This window comes from Methanosarcina barkeri 3, from assembly GCF_000970305.1.
In the GTDB taxonomy this organism is placed as follows: domain Archaea; phylum Halobacteriota; class Methanosarcinia; order Methanosarcinales; family Methanosarcinaceae; genus Methanosarcina; species Methanosarcina barkeri_A.
In genome coordinates, this window is record NZ_CP009517.1 from 3,387,771 (window position 1) to 3,406,005 (window position 18,235).

The 18,235-nt window shown below is 41.4% G+C and carries 14 protein-coding genes; 2 read left to right on the forward strand and 12 right to left on the reverse strand.

What is annotated here, in order from left to right; all coding sequences use genetic code 11:
• Positions 1-335 precede the first annotated feature (335 nt).
• The 7 genes from MSBR3_RS13745 to glpX form a co-directional block, all read right to left on the reverse strand.
• Entirely contained in the window at positions 336-1,268 is a 933-nt protein-coding gene (locus MSBR3_RS13745; RefSeq protein WP_048108808.1) for a nucleotide-binding protein, read from the reverse strand.
• On the reverse strand, positions 1,265-2,122 hold the full coding sequence (locus MSBR3_RS13750; protein ID WP_048110547.1) for an ATP-binding protein: 858 nt from the start codon (positions 2,120-2,122) through the stop codon (positions 1,265-1,267). Before MSBR3_RS13750 ends, MSBR3_RS13745 begins: the two co-directional genes overlap by 4 nt.
• 14 nt (positions 2,123-2,136) lie before the next feature.
• Positions 2,137-3,372: a cation diffusion facilitator family transporter gene (locus tag MSBR3_RS13755; protein ID WP_048108809.1), complete on the reverse strand. Its 1,236-nt coding sequence runs from the start codon at positions 3,370-3,372 to the stop codon at positions 2,137-2,139.
• Between the two features lie 317 nt (positions 3,373-3,689).
• On the reverse strand, positions 3,690-4,067 hold the full coding sequence (locus tag MSBR3_RS13760; RefSeq protein WP_048108810.1) for a NifB/NifX family molybdenum-iron cluster-binding protein: 378 nt from the start codon (positions 4,065-4,067) through the stop codon (positions 3,690-3,692).
• 283 nt (positions 4,068-4,350) lie between these two features.
• The gene (locus MSBR3_RS13765) at positions 4,351-4,815 is read right to left on the reverse strand and encodes a NifB/NifX family molybdenum-iron cluster-binding protein (protein ID WP_052723414.1); all 465 of its coding nucleotides are present in this window, start codon (positions 4,813-4,815) and stop codon (positions 4,351-4,353) included.
• Between the two features lie 295 nt (positions 4,816-5,110).
• Positions 5,111-6,439 carry a tRNA (N(6)-L-threonylcarbamoyladenosine(37)-C(2))-methylthiotransferase gene (locus MSBR3_RS13770; RefSeq protein ID WP_048108811.1) on the reverse strand — a complete coding sequence of 443 codons (1,329 nt, stop codon included), beginning with the start codon at positions 6,437-6,439 and terminating at the stop codon, positions 5,111-5,113.
• Between the two features lie 164 nt (positions 6,440-6,603).
• The gene (glpX, locus tag MSBR3_RS13775) at positions 6,604-7,692 is read right to left on the reverse strand and encodes a class II fructose-bisphosphatase (protein WP_048110550.1); all 1,089 of its coding nucleotides are present in this window, start codon (positions 7,690-7,692) and stop codon (positions 6,604-6,606) included.
• 429 nt (positions 7,693-8,121) lie between these two features.
• On the opposite strand from glpX, the gene MSBR3_RS13785 reads away from it, so the two are divergent.
• Both MSBR3_RS13785 and MSBR3_RS13790 read left to right on the forward strand, forming a co-directional pair.
• Positions 8,122-8,844 carry a type 1 glutamine amidotransferase gene (locus MSBR3_RS13785; RefSeq protein ID WP_048108813.1) on the forward strand — a complete coding sequence of 241 codons (723 nt, stop codon included), beginning with the start codon at positions 8,122-8,124 and terminating at the stop codon, positions 8,842-8,844.
• Complete coding sequence (locus MSBR3_RS13790) at positions 8,825-10,630, forward strand: hypothetical protein (RefSeq protein ID WP_048108814.1); 1,806 nt, start codon at positions 8,825-8,827, stop codon at positions 10,628-10,630. The genes MSBR3_RS13785 and MSBR3_RS13790 overlap by 20 nt, the downstream gene beginning before the upstream one ends.
• 136 nt (positions 10,631-10,766) lie before the next feature.
• Here MSBR3_RS13790 and cgi121 read toward each other — a convergent pair whose 3' ends face one another.
• The 5 genes from cgi121 to MSBR3_RS13815 form a co-directional block, all read right to left on the reverse strand.
• Positions 10,767-11,297, reverse strand: a complete 531-nt coding sequence (gene cgi121 / locus MSBR3_RS13795; RefSeq protein ID WP_048108815.1) for a KEOPS complex subunit Cgi121 — start codon at positions 11,295-11,297, stop codon at positions 10,767-10,769.
• Positions 11,298-12,105: 808 nt separating this feature from the next.
• Positions 12,106-12,900 carry a cytochrome b gene (locus tag MSBR3_RS13800; protein ID WP_048108816.1) on the reverse strand — a complete coding sequence of 265 codons (795 nt, stop codon included), beginning with the start codon at positions 12,898-12,900 and terminating at the stop codon, positions 12,106-12,108.
• A 13-nt stretch (positions 12,901-12,913) separates the two neighbouring features.
• A complete protein-coding gene (locus MSBR3_RS13805; RefSeq protein WP_048108817.1) occupies positions 12,914-14,704 on the reverse strand; it encodes a nickel-dependent hydrogenase large subunit in 1,791 nt (596 codons plus the stop codon).
• Entirely contained in the window at positions 14,704-15,864 is a 1,161-nt protein-coding gene (locus MSBR3_RS13810; protein ID WP_048108818.1) for a hydrogenase small subunit, read from the reverse strand. Before MSBR3_RS13810 ends, MSBR3_RS13805 begins: the two co-directional genes overlap by 1 nt.
• Positions 15,865-16,265: 401 nt before the next feature.
• Positions 16,266-18,158 carry a DUF1254 domain-containing protein gene (locus tag MSBR3_RS13815; protein WP_196296954.1) on the reverse strand — a complete coding sequence of 631 codons (1,893 nt, stop codon included), beginning with the start codon at positions 18,156-18,158 and terminating at the stop codon, positions 16,266-16,268.
• Positions 18,159-18,235: the final 77 nt, after the last annotated feature.

An 18,235-nucleotide genomic window follows, 5' to 3' on the forward strand; every position in this document is an offset into this window, starting at 1 on the left:
AGTTTATATAAATAAAATATTATATAAATACATAGTCCACAAAAAATAGTACTAAGGTTCTAGAGTTAAGGTAATAGAAAGAAAGATTAGAAGAAGTTCAATTAAAAAAAGTAAAGATCATTTGGAAGCGTATAATTAAATTGAAAAAAGAAAACGCAGTTGGAAAATAAGACAATTTGCTTTTATTTTACAATTATTCTTATAAAATAGTCAGAGTTTAATATCAAGCTTCATCACAGTTTTAGAAAAATTAGAAAAATTGGGAATTACAAAATTGGGAATTACAAAATTGGGAATTATAAAATTGGGAATTATAAAATTAGAAATTATAAAAATTAGAAATTTTTCATCTCGAGGGTTTTAGTTCCTTTCTGTTTATCCTGAATGTTCATAAGTATCTTTTCCATCCTGGTCCAGATTTGGCAGATCTGATCCGCAAACTCACTTTCATTTAAACACTTACTGCTTTTAACATACTCTATCAAGGTTTTTTCCTGAAGCATTGCCTTTGTTACAATATCATTATAAGGAAGCTTACCTATTACCGAAATTCCCAGTTTGGCACAGAAATTTTCAATCAGCTGAGTATTCTCTTCGTTTATGTCGTACTTGTTTATGCAGACAACAGTGGGAATCACGAAGTGAACAGTAAGTTCAAGAACTCTTTTAAGGTCATGGACTCCGGAAACAGTTGGTTCGCTTACCACCAGTACCAGATCCGCACCTGTAATAGCTGAAATCGCGGAACAGCCTGTTCCAGGAGGCCCGTCAATTATAATCAAATCTTTATGATATTGTTCTGCAAGCTTTTTCGCGTTACTTCGAACAGCGCTCACAAGTTTTCCGCTTGTTTCTTCTCCTATGCCTAGACTCGCATGAGCCATAGGCCCAAAACGGGTTTCGGAAGAAAAAACCTGACCTGAAATCCTTTTTTCCATGGAGACTGCACCTTTTGGACATATAACGGTGCAGACAGCACATCCATCGCATCCGTAAGGGTCAACTTTGAAATTTCCACTCACAGCCCCATACCTGCAAAACTCTTTGCATCTTCCACACTCGATACAGAGTTCAGGGTCAATTCTGGCAACCTCAAGACCGTAGTAGTCTTCTTTTTCCAGAACTTTGGGTTTCAGGATAAGATGCATATCAGATGCATCCACATCGCAATCGGCAATAATAGCATTTTTTGCAAGCGAAGCAAAAGCTGCTGTAAGGGTTGTTTTTCCAGTTCCTCCTTTTCCGCTGATTACTGTAAGCTGCTTCATGTTCTCGCCTCCTCTGTATCTGCAAGCTGGAGTTTTATTGCCTCAAACATACCACGAAACTTCTCATTCCATTCAGGCATTTCTTGAACAAAGGGAATACCGCGAGAATAGAGCTCTGCAATTTTAAGATTGTTTGGGATCTTGAGAAGGATAGAAATTCCTTCGGCCTTGCAGTACTCTTCAACCCTTGAGTCTCCTAACCCCCAGCGGTTAATAACAACCCCAAAGGGAACTTTAAGCGACCTTACAACGTCTACGGCAAGCCTGAGGTCATGGAAACCAAAAGGGGTTGATTCAGTCACAAGCACACAATAATCCACATCTCCGATAGAGGCAATAACAGGGCAGGCAGTTCCGGGTGGGGCATCGAGAATTGCAGTTTTTCGGTCATCAACATATTTCTTAAGTGTCTTGATAACAGCTGATGTCATCGTTTCCCCGATATTTAAAAGCCCCCTGTAAAACTCAGGAGAACTTTCTCCTTTTGCTTTTTCGATTACTCCAAGGGATCTCTCAGATTCCCGGATTGCCTTTTCCGAGCAGAGGACAGCGCATCCTCCGCACCCGTGGCAGAGAGAAGGGAAAAACAAAATTCTATCAGGAAGAGCAGCCAGAGCATTATAACGGCAAAAGTCCGAACATTGCCTGCATATACTGCATTTTTCCTGATTGATTACAGGCACCGGGCAAACGACATCTTCTACTTTTTCAAGGCCAAAGCCAAGGAAAAGATTACAGTTAGGTTCTTCCACATCACAGTCAAAAAGCTGTACATCTGAAAGAGAAAGAGCAAGGTTTAAGGAAACCGTAGTCTTCCCGGTTCCTCCTTTTCCACTTGCAATTGCAATTTTCATATCCGATCTCCATGTCATTTCATAGGAGTTGTGATTTCTTCGAAATTCTGGAACCTGTCCAGGACGTCTCTAGCAGTATCTACCCCATCGGGAATTTGCAGAATTTTTACAAAATTATCTCGGAGCATGTAATATGGACCTTCCCCAACAGTTTTTACTGCAAGGACATTTGCTTTTTCTCTAATAATTAAGTCCACGGCTTTCATGCCTCCTTTTTTCTCAGAATTAAAAAACTGATTTTCGAAAATTTTCCAGTTCCCTACCCTACCCTCTTCAAGATCAACAAAGAGAAAATAAGGGGTTTTTCCAAGGTGTCCCGAAAGTTTTGCTTGAAACCCATTCATATCGAAAACTGGAAGAGCTAACCTAAAGTTCTTCCTTTGTACAGGCTTTACATTAACAACAATATGCTCCAGGTTTTCCACTTCTTTTTTAACAGCCGTCTTGACTTCCTCTGAAAGCAGCTCCACCCTTTTCAGGTCGGTTTCACCCTCAACTTCAACCGTAGCTTCCCCGAAAACCACAAGTCCCGATTTTCGGAGTTTCAGATCTTCAAGTTTTATCAGGCCTGGAATACTGCGTATGTCTTTTTTAATTCTCTCACTTTCCTCTTCATCGAGCCAGGCATCCATCAGGGTGAGCACTGAATCCCTGGCACTTTCAACCCCCATTTTGAAAATCAAGAGAGAGATTACAATAGTACCGAAACTGTCGAGTTTCGAGATCCCCAGCATAGAGCCAAGGACTGCCACAACAACTATCATCGAAGAAAATACATCCGTATAGGAATGCATAGCGTCAGCTATCAAAGACTGAGAGTTGATCCTTGTGCCTATGTTTCGTTTGTATATAGAAAGGCCATATATTGTAAGTACTGAAAAAACAGCTGTCACAAGAGCAAGCCCCTGAAATTCAAGCTGAGAAGTAGTATTTACGCCTGTAAAGCCTTCTTTTAACAGTTCAACGCCAGAAAACAGGATTAATAGAGAAACAAAGAGAGCTATGATATTCTCTGCTTTGTAGTACCCATAAGGAAAATGCTTACCACTACTTTTAAGGCTTATCTTGAGCCCAATCCAGACTGCCAGAGATGCAAAAATGTCCAGACCTGTATGGACAGCATCCGCAATCAAGACTGTGCTCCCGGAGTAAATACCCACAGCCCCTTTAACAAGAGCAAGAAGTGCAAGTGCCAGAGTTGCGTTCCTTGATGCTTTAATCCCGAGTTTCAAGCTTTCCTGTGCAATCATTTGAGATCCGTTTTAGTGAGTTATTGATTCTCACCACAATTCAGAAAATGAGTCTTTAAAAAGTCGAACATTTGGAAAATTGGTCTTTAGAAACTGAAACATTAAGAAAATTGAAACCCTTCTGACACTTTCTGGCAGTACTCATTCGTGATATCGTGGTGCAATACTAATTAGTGATATCCAGCAGTGCAATACTAACTAGTGATATCGTGGTGCAATACTAACTAGTGATATCCAGCAGTGCAATACTAACTAGTGATATCCAGCAGTGCAATACTAACTAGTGATATCCAGCAGTGCAATACTAACTAGTGATATCAGTGGTGGTGATGTTCCTCATGCCCGTGTTCAGAACAGGAGTTTTCAGCAGTTGCGCTATGGAGTTTTCCTGCTTTCCAGGCCTCATATGTATCTTTTACTGTACCTTCGGCCCCCACAAAAACCTTGATTCCATAGGACTCGAACATAGTAACAGCCTTGAACCCAAGTCCGCCACAGAGCATGATATTCACTCCGTTCTTATGAAGGTACTCAGGGGGCAGCCCCACGCCTCCCATATGCTCACTGGTGTTAGGAATAACAGTGACCTGGTTGGTCTCTGTGTCTATTAGAGTGTAAGTTGGAGCTTTTCCAAAATGCTGTTCAACAACACCTTCCAGACCATTTTCATCTCTTGTAGGAATACTTACTTTCATATAATCACCTGTACTTTCTATCGCTTTATCAATAAGTAGTGTTTTTATCGGTATTTTTACTGTGAGATACATTCTTGAGATTACATAGCTACTTATCTTTTTCAGAAATTAAAAGTAAATAGTTTCTTTTTTAATAAATTAAAAGAAATAATTCCCTTTTTTGGAATTTAAGGAAAAAATAATGCCGTTTTTCGGAAATTAAGAAAATAATACTGTTTTTCACACATGGAGGAATGTGTCCTTCTCAGAAATTTTGTTTTACTAACTTTATCAAGACTAGTGCTTAATTGCCTCTACCTATTCCTCTTCCCGCACCACCTCCTTTCATTCCCTTTCCCATGCTATTTCCTTTTCTCGTACCAAAACCGGGAGTGCTGTTGGGACTTTGGAGTGACTGGAGTTCTCCAGCCTCATACTGTCTGATAGCCTCTTGCACTGTACCCTTTACTCCTACTTGAACATCAATGCCAAGCTCCGAGAAAATAGAAAAAGCATTAGGTCCCACAGTACCTGTTAAGAGGACATGGACTCCTGCGTTTGCAATAATTTCCGCTGCCTTTATACCGGTACCTCCAGAGGCGAATGCAGCTGCATTTGATATAGATTCCACACGTCTGGTCTCAGGATCATAAATTACAAAATAGCTGCATCTCCCAAACCTTGGGTCCACTCTGGAGTCGAGACCCTCACCACTGGCTGTTACGCAAATGTTCATTCTTTTTACTCCACCTGTTTCCTTTATGACCATATGTACTCAATAGTCCTGGAATCCTATTTTCTCTCATATGAGTAGAAGTATATATACGTTTCTGTGTGTATGGAAAACTATTGCATCTTTTCACATAAAAAGGAAAAAATCTAAAAAATAAATCAAAAAATCTAAAAAATAAATCAAAAAAATCTAAAAACGGTTAGCTTTTATAAAATACTTATATATAAGGAATTAAAAAATCAGAATTTCCTTAAGTATTTTTGAAGGAATTCAAAGTAGCCAGGATGAAAATTAGATATACACCTGTACCTGGCATCCCTCATTGAATTCCTTATGTTTCGGAAGCTGGCCGATCTTCAGCCAATTTCCCAAGAAAATATCCGGGTTTTGCAGCAACGATTTCCACATCTGCATACTGGCCGGGCTTTAGATTCGAGCCACTTATAACAACCGGACGGTAAGCATCCGTGCGGGTGAGGACATCCCCGATTTCCGTGTATTTCGAGACAAAGGCCCGACCTTTCCAGCCGATCATTGCTTGTTTGGACCCAAGCTTGACTTGTTCACAAACTTTATGTAGCTCATGGGAACGCTGAACTGAAATCCTGGAGTCGAGGTTTCTAAAGGAAAAGGCTTTCGTATGAGGACGAGGAGAATATCTTGAAATATTAACCTTTTCTGGACGGTATTTCTGTACCCATTCGACAGTTTCTTTGAACTCATCATCGGTTTCATCGCAGAAACCTACAATTATGTCAGTGAATAGGGATAAATCTTCAAAACGGGCACGGAATTTCGTAATTATCATGTCCACAACGTCCATTTTGTGCAGACGGTTCATTCTCTTAAGGACGGAATGGGAAGCAGACTGGATTGGGAGGTGAAGGAGTTTGAAGACCTTGTCGGAGTCAAAAGCTTCTACCAGATCATCGAGGATTGGGAGTACAGAGAAAGGATTCATCATTCCGACTCTTACTTTGAAATCTCCTGGGATTTCCGAAATCATGCGCAGAAGTTCCGGAAGTCTGACACCAGTATCCATTCCATACTGGCTGTCGTCCTGGGAAGTGAGCCAGATTTCCCTGCAGCCCTCGGCAACAGCTGAACGGATGTCTTCGATGATTTCATTCGGTGGAAATGAGTGCAGTTTGCCTCTCGCATATTTTACAATGCAGTAAGAACAGGCAAAATTACAGCCCTGCGAGATCTGACATATGTGGATATTAGGATTGGAACGTTCACGTGGAACATTGAGAAAGCCAACAGGTTCGTAAGCCCGGAATTCCAGACGTTCTCCTCCTGACAGACCTTTCCTTTTTCTCTGTTCGATTGAGTAAAGAAGTTCACCAAGCCGGGAAATCGCATTTACTCCCAGTATATGAGCTTCGGGATTTGCATGCAGGATATCCTCAAGCTGGACTTCAGGCATACAACCGGATACGATAACCTCCACATTCTTCTCGCCCATACTGCGGATTTTATACAGGATCTTCTGTTCTGTAGTGTACTTTACCGTACAGGAATTGCAGATATAAACTTCTGCCTGATCGGCAGCCTCAGATAGCAGTAGTTTATGCCCTAGTCTTTCGACGCTTGCCTTCATTATCTCGGCTGATGCCTGGCTCGCTGAACAGCCAAAACTTTCTAGATAGATTTTCATGATTCAACTCTAAGTTCTATGTTTTTTAATTCTAAATGTTTAAAATCTGTAACTTTAAAGTCTGTACTTGGAAATTCCTGGAATCAGATAATCTAATCAAATCTGAATCAAATAATATTTCGCAAAGTCTGTGTTTTAAAAAAATGAGAAAAGAATGAAAGGATTTACAGGTAGAGAGGAGTGTCGCGTTTATCCTTTATATAAATACTGTCTGTAAACCTGACAGCTCCGGATGCACCCATCGAGATTGTGTGTACCCTGGCATCTCCGCCACCAAACAGGTTGACTTCTCGCAGAAAATGGCCGGGAGTTACAGCTGATGCTGAAAAGATCACGTCGTTTCCTGGCACAAGCTTATTGGTATCAAGGACATCATTGATGTTTTCAAGGGTAATTCCCATTTTTTCCAGCCTTGGCATTTTTTCTTCGATTTCTGCATCGATCTTATCCTGGCCCTTTCCATTTGCAACTGTAGGAAGCACAAGCCTTGCAAGGATCTTTCCGCCGAGGATTTTGATTGCAGCCGCTGTAAGTACAGCTTCACCTGAACCACCTGCGCCCATTACCATATGAATGCCTGACCCGCGGATCGCAGTTGAAACTCCAGGCATAAGGTCTCCGTCACTGATCAGTTTTACGCGAGCGCCTGCTTCCCGAATCTCGGTTATTTTCTGGACATGCCTTGGCCGGTCGAGTACTACAACAACAAGCTCTTCAATACTTCTATCGAGAGCCTTGGCGACGATCTCAAGATTGTGCTTGACAGGAGCATCCAGGTCGATTATTTCATCAGGGTGTTCCTCTTCATAGCGCACCACATCTGGACCGACAACGATCTTGTCCATGTAAATATCCGGGCCGTGGAAAATTCCGCCTCTTTCTGCCATTGCCATGACTGCAACCGATCCAGGTCCGCCGTCTGCAGTAAGATTTGTTCCCTCAAGCGGGTCAACCGCAATATCGACCTCAAGGTCTCCTTTTCCTGTTCCGACCTGCTCCCCGATATAAAGCATGGGAGCTTCATCCCTTTCTCCTTCTCCGATCTTAATTATGCCTTTCATGTCAAGCTTATTCAGCATTCTGCGCATAGAAGCAACTGCTACCTGATCTGCAAAACTTTTGTTCCCGCGCCCCATCTGGTACGCTGCGGCAATGGCAGCTGCTTCGGTTACATGAATAAGTCTGGGCAATAACTCACACTCGATAGGCCCTGAACAATCAATCATTTCCTCTACGGTTTTTGGATGAGATATAAGAATCAACTCCCATTTTCTGCTTACGAATAATCCGCTTCCTGATAATGAAATATTTTTTTTGTAATTTACTATGGATGTTTACCTGATCTCTTAACACAATAGTATATTAATGAATTGGCCGAGTTTGAGTCAGATATTTAGAGTCAGATATTTATTTATGAAGCGTTCATCACAGAAAGTCCTGCAAATACAAGGTCTTCAAGAAGGCTTCAAAATAAAGCATACAGATAAGAAGTATAAAAAAATGGCTAAAAAAACTGGCTTAAAAATACCAAAAGTCCAGGCTCTAAACTTGTCTGAAGCTCAGTTAAGAATGCCTCATAAAGTAACTAGCTGCTAAAAAACTTGATTTGAATCTTACCTGGAGTACATTTAAAGTTTGATTAAAAACAATTTTTGCTCCATTTACATTAAGGGGAAACACCCATGAGAATTCACTGTCTACAACACCTGAAAAATGATACCCTGGGAAATATAGGGACCTGGATAGACAAAAAAGGATACAAGCTTACGAAAACCCTGCTCTATGAAGACGATTTTTTTCCTGCTTTCGAAGAATTCGATTTACTCCTTATAATGGGCGGAACCATGAGCGTTTATCAGGAAGACGAATATCCCTGGTTAAAGCCTGAAAAAGGATTTGTAAGAAAAACGATAGAATCAGGCAAGCCTGTACTTGGGAGCTGTTTTGGAGCCCAGATGATTGCCGAAGTGCTGGGCGGAAAAGTTACGAAGAACAAGTATAAGGAAATCGGCTGGCACACAGTACGGTCCATAGAAGGAAAAATCGAACAAAGTTCGAGCGAGGCAAGAGCTTCGAACCTTCCAGCCTGCATGTTTCCGGAGTTTACCGGTTTTATGTGGCATGGAGATACTTTTGAAATCCCAGCAGGAGCAGTGAAGCTTTTCGAAAGTGAGGCCTGTCCGAATCAGGGATTTATTCACAATGGAAAAGTTCTCGGGCTGCAGTTTCACCCTGAAGCCAACAGGCAGTGGGTAAGAAACCTGATAAGGGATTCAGGGCACGACCTTGTTCAAGGAAAATACATCCAATCCGAAAAGGAAATACTTGGGAAGGAAAGCTTTTTTGATAGTTCCGAGAATATGGCTTTTTCTCTAATGGCCTGGTTTGAAGAAAAATGTAAATAAAAAATTAGGTAAAAATATGCTAGTAGAATCAATTATTGTGGCTATCATAGCTTCATTTTTCGTGGGGTTTGAGAACAAAAAATTTAGTTTAAAGAAAACGCTCAAGTGTTACGGAATTATTGCCATCATTGGAACTGTACTAATTTATGTGTACTTATATTTGTTCACTCCTGCTTTTGTTGGCGTATTGGGCGGGTACTACACAGTTGCAGCAATACCAATACTTCTAATTTCGGCACTTTATATATTCATAGGTGTATCGAGTAATTCAGATAATATAGAAATTGGAATTCAGGCACTAAAAATAATAGCAGTACTTGGGGTTTTTATATACTTGCTAGCCACTCCGATTTTGGATAACCAACAATTACATAATATTCCTCAAGTAAAAGTTTATGATAACATTTCTCAAGGATCTAATTTTGCCCCTATCGATGCTCAGAATATGAGAATTATTGATCAATCTATGGCTTATTACCTGGGAAATAAAGTAATCGGGAGCAGCGAGCAAAATTTAGGCAGTCAATTTGAAGTAAAACAGAATGACTTTACGATCCAAAATGTAAATGGTCGGTTGTACTGGGTTGCTCCTTTAGAGTTTAGAGGTATTTTTAAGTGGTGGAGTGCAAAAACATCGCCCGGCTTCATAATGGTAGATGCTGAAGACCCCTCTACATCTGCAAAACTTTACACTGGCTATAAAATGAAGTATATGACCTCCTCGTTTTTAGGTGATTATATCATCAGACATCTTTATTCAAATGGCTACCAGAATGTCGAATTAAAAGACATTAATTTTGAAGTTACAGATAAACTTCAGCCGCGTTGGGTAGTAAGCTTAACAACTCCATCAGTGCTTAATAGTGGAGATGTTGTTAAGGGAGTTGCAGTTATTGATCCTGAAAATGGGGATATTACAGAGTATTCTCTTGGGAACGCGCCTGAATGGGTTGATAGAGTCATGCCTGAAGAACTTGCCAGGAATTATCTTAGCTGGTATGGCAAATATATTCACGGTTGGTTAAATTCAGTAATTACAGAGAAAGATGTCAACGTTGTTAGTTCTGGGGATATGTGGTTAATACATGGAAATAATGGGCAAGCATATTGGTTTGCTGGAATGACTTCTTCCTCATCAAAGGATCAATCTCTAACGAGTATAGCGTTAGTAAACTCGAGAGATGGGACTGTCAATCTATACAGGATGAATGGATGGAATGAACAGGCTGTTATGGATGCAGTAAATGTTACAGTGTCTAATTTCAAAAATTATCATAGCAGCGCACCTATACCTTATGATTGTTCAGGAAGGTTAGCTTATGTTGTTCCGATAGCTGCGTCTTCGGAGAATGGAGAAATATTTCAGGAAATAGGAATTGTAGATGCTATAACAGGACATGTTTCTCTTGGGAATACTAAGGCAATTGCCTTTGAGGGGTATAGAAGATACTTGAATGAAAACGGGTACAACTTTGCTATAACGAGTTCAAGAGCCATAGGGAATATTACTGGGATTGTGAATAGAATCTCAGGTATTATTTCAGAAAATAACCTTGATTACAGGCTAATTTACCTCAATAATTCAAACATCATCTTTGAAATTCCAATTTCTCAATATCCAGAAGCAGCCCTTACAAACATAGGTGATACTGTAAACATGACTTATGAAGATACGAGGGATTCTGTGATAACGGTTGATAGTTTCAATAATTCAGGAATTGATGTGAGGATTAGCGCAGAACAACAGAATTATACACGGATGAGAACGAATCAAACCGTGTATTAATTTTTAGGATTTGGAGTAGTAAAAATAGCAGAATTTGATGTCACATTCGATGAACGTGGAATTCCTAACGTATCAAAATCCCATTCAAAATCTAAATCCCATTTAAAATCTAAATCCCATTCAAAAAATACGAGACTTATTTTACAAAGTCTGCCAGCGCCACTCTCTCAATCACAAGTTCTGGAATGTGCTCTTCACCCGAAGCTTCAATTTCAGCATCAGTGATACCGAAAACAGAAAGGATTCCCTGCCTTTTGCAATCGGAATAAGCAAGCAACTCGGAACAGGGATTTTCGATGATCAGTTCTTTTAATGAAGAGAGAGCCGGTATCAAATTATCCATTTTTCCAAGCAGCACGAATACGGCATTGTTTTCACCTTTATGTAGCCCTATTGAAAAACTTCTTTCAATCTGTCTCTCTCCGGATGCATACCTCATAATCTCGATACCTGGATCATTAGCTATGTTCCTGCCCGCAGCAATTGCCCGAAGAGCCTTTCCCACTGCAAAATGAAGATGTCTTTCACCTGCGATCAGGTCTGAGTTCAAACCCTGGATAATGATATTATTCTCGGAAGCTATCGAATTTATTGTATTCAGAAAGTCAGAAAGCTTCAGGATATTTACTTTCCCGCAAGTTACCTGGATTTCCCTTTGCGTTTCCATAGTCTTGCCATAGCGCGGGCTTTACAATAAGGATTTCGGTTGTAGAAGAAACAAAAATGGAAAGAAGAAAGAAAAAAATAATAGATTGAAAAAAGAAAACCGAGAACTCTCAAAAAGGGCTATAGATTATCAAACTTTTAAGAACTAACTCGACCACAATCAGCCCCAGCATTACCAAAAAGAAAAGGATTAAAAGGTTGAGAATGATTGGGTTAATCCTTCTTCGAACTTCCCCAAATCCATACATCTCAATTACCATATATAATAATGATAAATTAGCATATAATTATTCACATATTTGGACTTTTAATAAAGATGTAAGATATGGATTCGTCATCAATATTCCCCTGTTCAGTTTTCTTCTACTCAGTTTTTATTCTACTCAGTTTTTATTCTACTCAGTTTTTATTCTACTCAGTTTTTATTCTACTCAGTTTTTATTCTACTCAGTTTTTATTCTACTCAGTTTTTATTCTACTCAGTTTTTATTCTACTCAGTTTTTATTCTACTCAGTTTTTATTCTACTCAGTTTTTATTCTACTCAGTTTTTATTCTACTCAGTTTTCTTCTACTCAGTTTTTATTCTACTCAGTTTTCTTCTACTCAGTTTTCTTCTACTCAGTTTTCTTCTACTCAGTTTTCTTCTACTCAGTTTTCTTCTACTCAGTTTTCTTCTATTTAGTGTCCTCCTGTTCAGTGTTCCCATGCTACTCTTTTTTGCTTGTCCTCATCAATTACTTTGACAAAATTACAGGTTTTTCAAAAATTACTATACTATCTTAAACGCAATAGTTTTTTAAGAGATTTTCAGGGCTTTTCCTCTGTAGGGAAATACTTTGTTTTAGCTGTAATAACCTCGGAATAATGAGGATCTGAAAGATCTTCTTTTCCTGACCAAAAAATTGCCTTGTGATATTTCCAGACATCAGGGTCAAGTTCAATAATTCCTACATGAACTACCAGTTCAAAGACAAACCAGTAAGCTGCAAATAGATGTAACAACCGGAGTAAACTCAAGGCATTGAAATTGAAAAAGGACGCAAAATACCAGGTTACGGAAAGTATCCATGATGAAACAGGGATTCCGAAAGGAGCCCAGTCAAGGCTGTAGAGCACTATTCCTGTAACTGCTACAATGACAATTGCTATACTCTCAAGGACAATCAGTATCTTCATTACAGGATGGAGTTTGGTCTCGTAGTGACCAGTAGTTTCGTCATAGATACTAAATGCCGGATACTTACCTTTTCCAAAAAAGTTCTTGATTATATCAATCAGACGTTCAGCATCAGCTTTTCCGAAAACGTAAGAGTCTTTGAAATGTACTATCCTGTCTCTGACACTGCATCTTTCTTCTTTGCAAGAAAAAAGATTGTATGGGACCAGAAGCCAGTTTGCAACCAGGAAAAAAGGTACAGCAATCATGTGCAGGGTTCTGGCAGTATCAAAAGACATAAACTGCCATCCAGCATAAATTTTGAACCCTGTAATGAGAAGGATAAACATGGCAACAAGATGTACCAGATGAGTTACCCTCTCAAGCCAGGTATAACGCTCAACAATTATTCTTCCGGAAGCAGGTCTTTCAGCTGATCGTACCATATTACAGCCTCCTTTAAACTATCTTGATAATACTATCCGGGTGTTTTCCGGTTTTGTCAATTGTATGAACTGCACATGCAAGGCAGGGATCATAAGAACGGGCTGTATGCAGAATTCCGAGAGGATTTGCATAATCCACCCCAAGGGCATTTTCGGCAGCTGAGATCTTTGTGCCTATAAGAGCCTGCTCAACAGGACTTGGAATTCCCTGCCCGTTCCGTGGAGCAAGGTTCCAGGTGCTTGGAACTACAGCCTGATATAACGTTGCCATAGAGTCCGAATCCGTAGCTACCCAATGCCCCAGAGCTCCTCGAGGGGCTTCCCACAGTCCCATTCCTTCGGAACTTTTTGCCATGGAAAGATCGGTATGCACCGCAACCTTTCCTCCTGCCTGAAGATCCTGCCTGAGCCATTTCAACAATTCAGATATCATTATCAGGACTTCCTGCATCCTTGCAACCATGCGGGTATAGTTGTTCGCAGGAGAATAGCCGTTTTCCTGGAAAGTGTTTGCAAGTCCCGTAATAAGGGGTTCTTTCATAATCAGAAGGCGGGCAAGAGGACCAACCTCACAGGGAATCCCGCCATAATGAGGAGCCTTTACCCAGGAGTACCGGCTTTCCGAACCTCTGGTATAATCAATTTCATCGGGATTGCCTTCTGGATTCGTAACCCCGTTCCAGGGAGGACGGTCCATTTCCTGATCAAGATAAAAGGCGTGAGTGATATTTTCCGAAATTTTTCTGTAGTCGAACTTTTCAAGCTGAAAATGTCCGTTCATATATCCAGAAGGAATGACCTTGCTATCCGCAGGGCTTGTAGGATCATATCCATCTCCATTCTCGGGCTTGAAAAAGACCCCGTAAGAAAGGAAACCAATCTTATCGGGATCTTTATATCCCCCTGCACGGTCCAGCTTCAGACTAACTGGTAAGCCAAGCAGAGTCTCTCCAATGAGTTCCGAACCGAAAGCCGCAAAAAGCGGAACGTCTCCCCAGCCTGAAGATAGTGAAAAATTATTGTTCTTAAGGGAATTATTAAGGAGTTCCTGAAGGCGACCAATAACGAAGTTTACAGCTTTTTCCGGAGAAGAAGCTTTATAAGTATTTTCAATCCAGGTTTCCGGAGAAACTCCAAGTGTAAACGATTCAACGAACTTCGCAGTCTCTGAGACAGTTGATATGAGCTTCCCAATGTCTGCAACAGTTGGAGAGTAGACAACTCCTCCTACGTGCTGTAACACTGTGTGAGGCATTTTTCCTCCAATAATAGCAATACCTTTATGGAGGCGACGAAACTCACCTAGAGCAGCGACATAAGAAGATCCGGCAGGATAACGGACACCGTTAAACTGGTTTACGATAGGCATAAAACGTCCGGATAACTCTCCCCATACTGCATTTCCCACATCTCCGTATTTGGCAAGGATATCATGGTAAGCCGGGTTTGCAAGGTCAGGACCCCAGAGCACATAGATATGAGCTGCGTGACTGGCGATGTAATTCATTGCCTGGTGGATATTTCGCATGACAAGGGCATCTTTGGGAATCTGGTCCGCGACCCCGAAAAGGTCATCCATCGCGTTTGCTGCAGCTATACTGTGGCAAACCGGACAGACTCCGCAGATTCTCATAGTGAAAAGAACTGCATCCCTGGGATCGTGTTTTTGAAGAGATCTTTCAAAGCCCCTGAAAACCAGACCATTACTCTGGGCATCAGTGATCACTCCGTCAGCACTGACTTCAGTATTGATTCTATAATGCCCTTCAATTCTTGAAAGAGGATCTACGGTCACCTGTACCATTACTGCTCACCTCCTGGCTTTCCTGAAGTGCTTTCTTCAGTCGTGCCTTCGTTTTCCTCCGGCTTTTTCAAAACCGTTCTTCTTAAGGCATGGGCACCTGCAGCAATAAGGCCACCTGCTATTGCAACACCTGCTATGGTATCTAGGTTAGTATCGACAATTCCGGCATCTTCAATTTCCACATAAAAAGGTCTGGTGCTGTCCGGAAAACCCGGTTGCACACAACCTATACATGGAGAACCGGCCTGCGGACAGAAATTTACATGATCGTTCCAGTGACGTATAGCACAGTCAGCATGGGAGTAAGGCCCTTTGCACCCAAGTTTCCAGAGACATTTTGGTCCGCCTACTGTCGTTTCGAACTCTCCTTTATCATAGTATCCACGACGCGGACAGTTGTCGTGTACTGTATGGTCTGGAGGGTAAAAAACTTTAGGACGTTTCCAGTGATCCAGGACTTGAGGAAAATCATCAGGTACTTTGATTTTTCCGAGAACGACTGCTCCTATGGTTAAAAATACCCAGTCCGGATGAGCAGGACAGCCATTAACATTGATAACAGGTGTGTCTATTCCAAGCAAGTCTACAATTCCCTTTGACGCATCCTCCAGAGTAAAAGCAACTCCCCGGTGATCCATAAGTCCGACTATATCACTTTCAGCAGCATTTACTCCACTATTGGTTGCACACTGTCCGATTGCAACAATTAGTGAGGCGTTCTTTGCAGCTTTCTCGAAAGTATCTTTATAGATCTTTCCTCCGAGAACCATATATTTTCCGGAACCGTGAGGCCCGTTTGCGATTGCACCTTCGGCAATAAGAACGTAGTCTTTTTCTTTATCCAGAATTTCCTCAAGCAGGATTTCGGAATTGAGATCACTCGTATTTGCAAGTTTTCCATCTACAAAAATTCCCTGCTGCATCATCAGTACTTCCTGATAGAGCAGATTGAGATTAAAAATCTGGAGAAACTCTATAATGTCAGGATTTACCCCGTCCAGCATTGAGATACTACATCCCGAATCCATTACTCCATGAAGCCAGAGTACTTTGGTTTCAGGTAGTCCACTGAGGGCTTTTGCTATATCACTTTTATATGTTTGTAAAAATAGCGAAGCTCCCAGTACACCAACGGCTTTTATAAAGGTCCGTCGATCCATTTTCGCGAAGTCGAGATTCTTAAACTTTTCAAGTAAGCCGTCATTATCCGTTTCACTTCCCCCATATCACAAAGAATTTTATATAAAGATATATAAAAAAAGGAATCCAATATATTAAAGACTATAGCATCATCAATAACCCGCTTCCTAAGTAACTTACTATGTAACGTAGGAACCTGATAAGTACCTGATAAGTACCTGATAAGTACCTGATAAGTACCTGATAAGTACCTGATAAGTACCTGATAAGTACCTGATAAGTACCTGATAAGTACCTGATAAGTACCTGATAAGTACCTGATAAGTACCTGATAAGTACCTGATAAGCCAATAAATAAAAAGCCTTTACTTTGGAAAGTGGAAAATGAACCAAACTCTAATCTCATAGTGTTTTGTCCGTTTCAGTCTACTTTTGTAATCGGTGGGCATTTCCATTCTGCATTGATCACTGCAGGATGTGGGATATACATACGCAAAATGGTAAACCACGCTTCACTACCAGTTGGCAACCAGTTTGATTCTTTTTCTGGACCAGGAGACTCATTCTGGAAATAGAAAGTTGTCCCACCATCTGCATTCTTTTTTACGCCCTGGGTACGGTCCCCTATAGAATAACGGTTGATATTGTTAGGGATAAAATTATAATCGGTACCGTAGACTGTCATTGACCAGAATGCATCTACAGGTGGCTCATATCCTTTAGGAAATGTTACCTCGTACTTGTGGATGCCGATCAGTGGCTCACCTGAATTATCCGTAAGGTTGACAAGGTAAACTGCCTCTACAGGGTCGTTGGCAGTAATTCCGACCAGGGATTGGTCTGCAGCACGCAATAGAAACTCGTCCCCAAAGCGACCTATATTGACAGGAGGGTAACGCCAACCATTGACGAATTTTGCCCAGACCCCACTCATAAACTGTTGTCTAAGCAACGGTATGCCGATACTAAGCACGCGTTTTAGCGCATTCTTCACGACTTCTGGTTGCTGCTCCACATCCAGGCCTGGTCCGATACCTATAGTTGCGAACTGCTTGAGCAGCACTTCATGATGAGCTGCCGGAGGATTCTCAAGCAGCATGGAATTGAGGGTTTTCCATGCTCCTAGAGGATCCTCTGTACCGGCAAGTGCAATAGCAGGTTTATAGACGTCCCGGCTTTCGGGAAGCTGGACATCGGGTTTACCCCAGAAACTTAATGGGGTCAACTTGTACTGTGCCTGCAGAGCGTGCACAGCTGGCAGGTCATCGACGCCATCCACCAGGGTGCGGCCAAGAATTAATACCCATGGCGTAGGGGAAGAAGGTTTCACGACAGTTACATCCTCCGGTAAATTACCATGCCAGCCAGGACCAATGAGAGCATAATTTCCTGCCCTTGAACCAACACGCCGGCCTACATAAGCAAAATTATCCGAAGTGAAAGTGACTAGTTCAAACGTCCAGTAACGTTCTTCCGATATCTCGGGTACGGTAAGAATCACTGGCTCTTTACTAAGATCTACCCAGGCAACTGAGTACAGCGTATCATTGTTAGGGCAGCCACCATCACGGTATGTGGCGTCTATGAGCTCAGAAGCGTGCCAGAAATGGTTAACTGGCGCATAAGGAATTCTTTTTGGGTCCTGAGAAATATTTGTCCATTTGTAGCGCGTGAGAGCATTGTAAACATACGGGAAACCATAGATGAATGCCTGCAAACCCAGCGAGTATGCGTATTCCGCCTGCCAGTCGAAGACAGAAGGTGCAGCCTGCAGTGCTGATTGAGGGACTGCAGCAGCCTTGACTGCCAGGTCGTTTGTACCTTCGGCTGCACCCAAACCTGCTCCTATATGCTTCAGATCGTCGAATGTAAGAACCTGGGCACCTATTTCCCTGATGCTGTCTTCGATCTTGCCAGCATACTGCAGATCCACGAACAGACCAATAGCCACTGTGCCTGGGTTTAAAGCGTAACCCAGATGGGTCGCCTGTACATTTGACTCTGTTGGAATACCCACCGGCTTACCGGAAATGGTGTTCACATCCGCTGCAACACGCTCAACCAGAGAAATGTTATTTGTTCCAGAAGTTGAACCAATATCGATGATGCTGATCTCGACTTTGCCTTTATTGTCCTTGGCAAGAACCAGGATGTTGCTTGCATTCACCTTCTGAAGTCGCGGACGAAGATCCTTAATCTTTTCCATAGCAGCATCGGCAACTTCCTTGCTAGCAAATATTCCCGCTACCAGTCGATGCTTCTCAGGAAGCAGCATGTTTGCTTTCGAATCTTGTATTTTCGGTTTTTCTACCACTGACATACCACCCATAAGTCTCCCTAAAACAGATATCCTTATAATAAATATACAGATGATATTATATAAATCAAAGA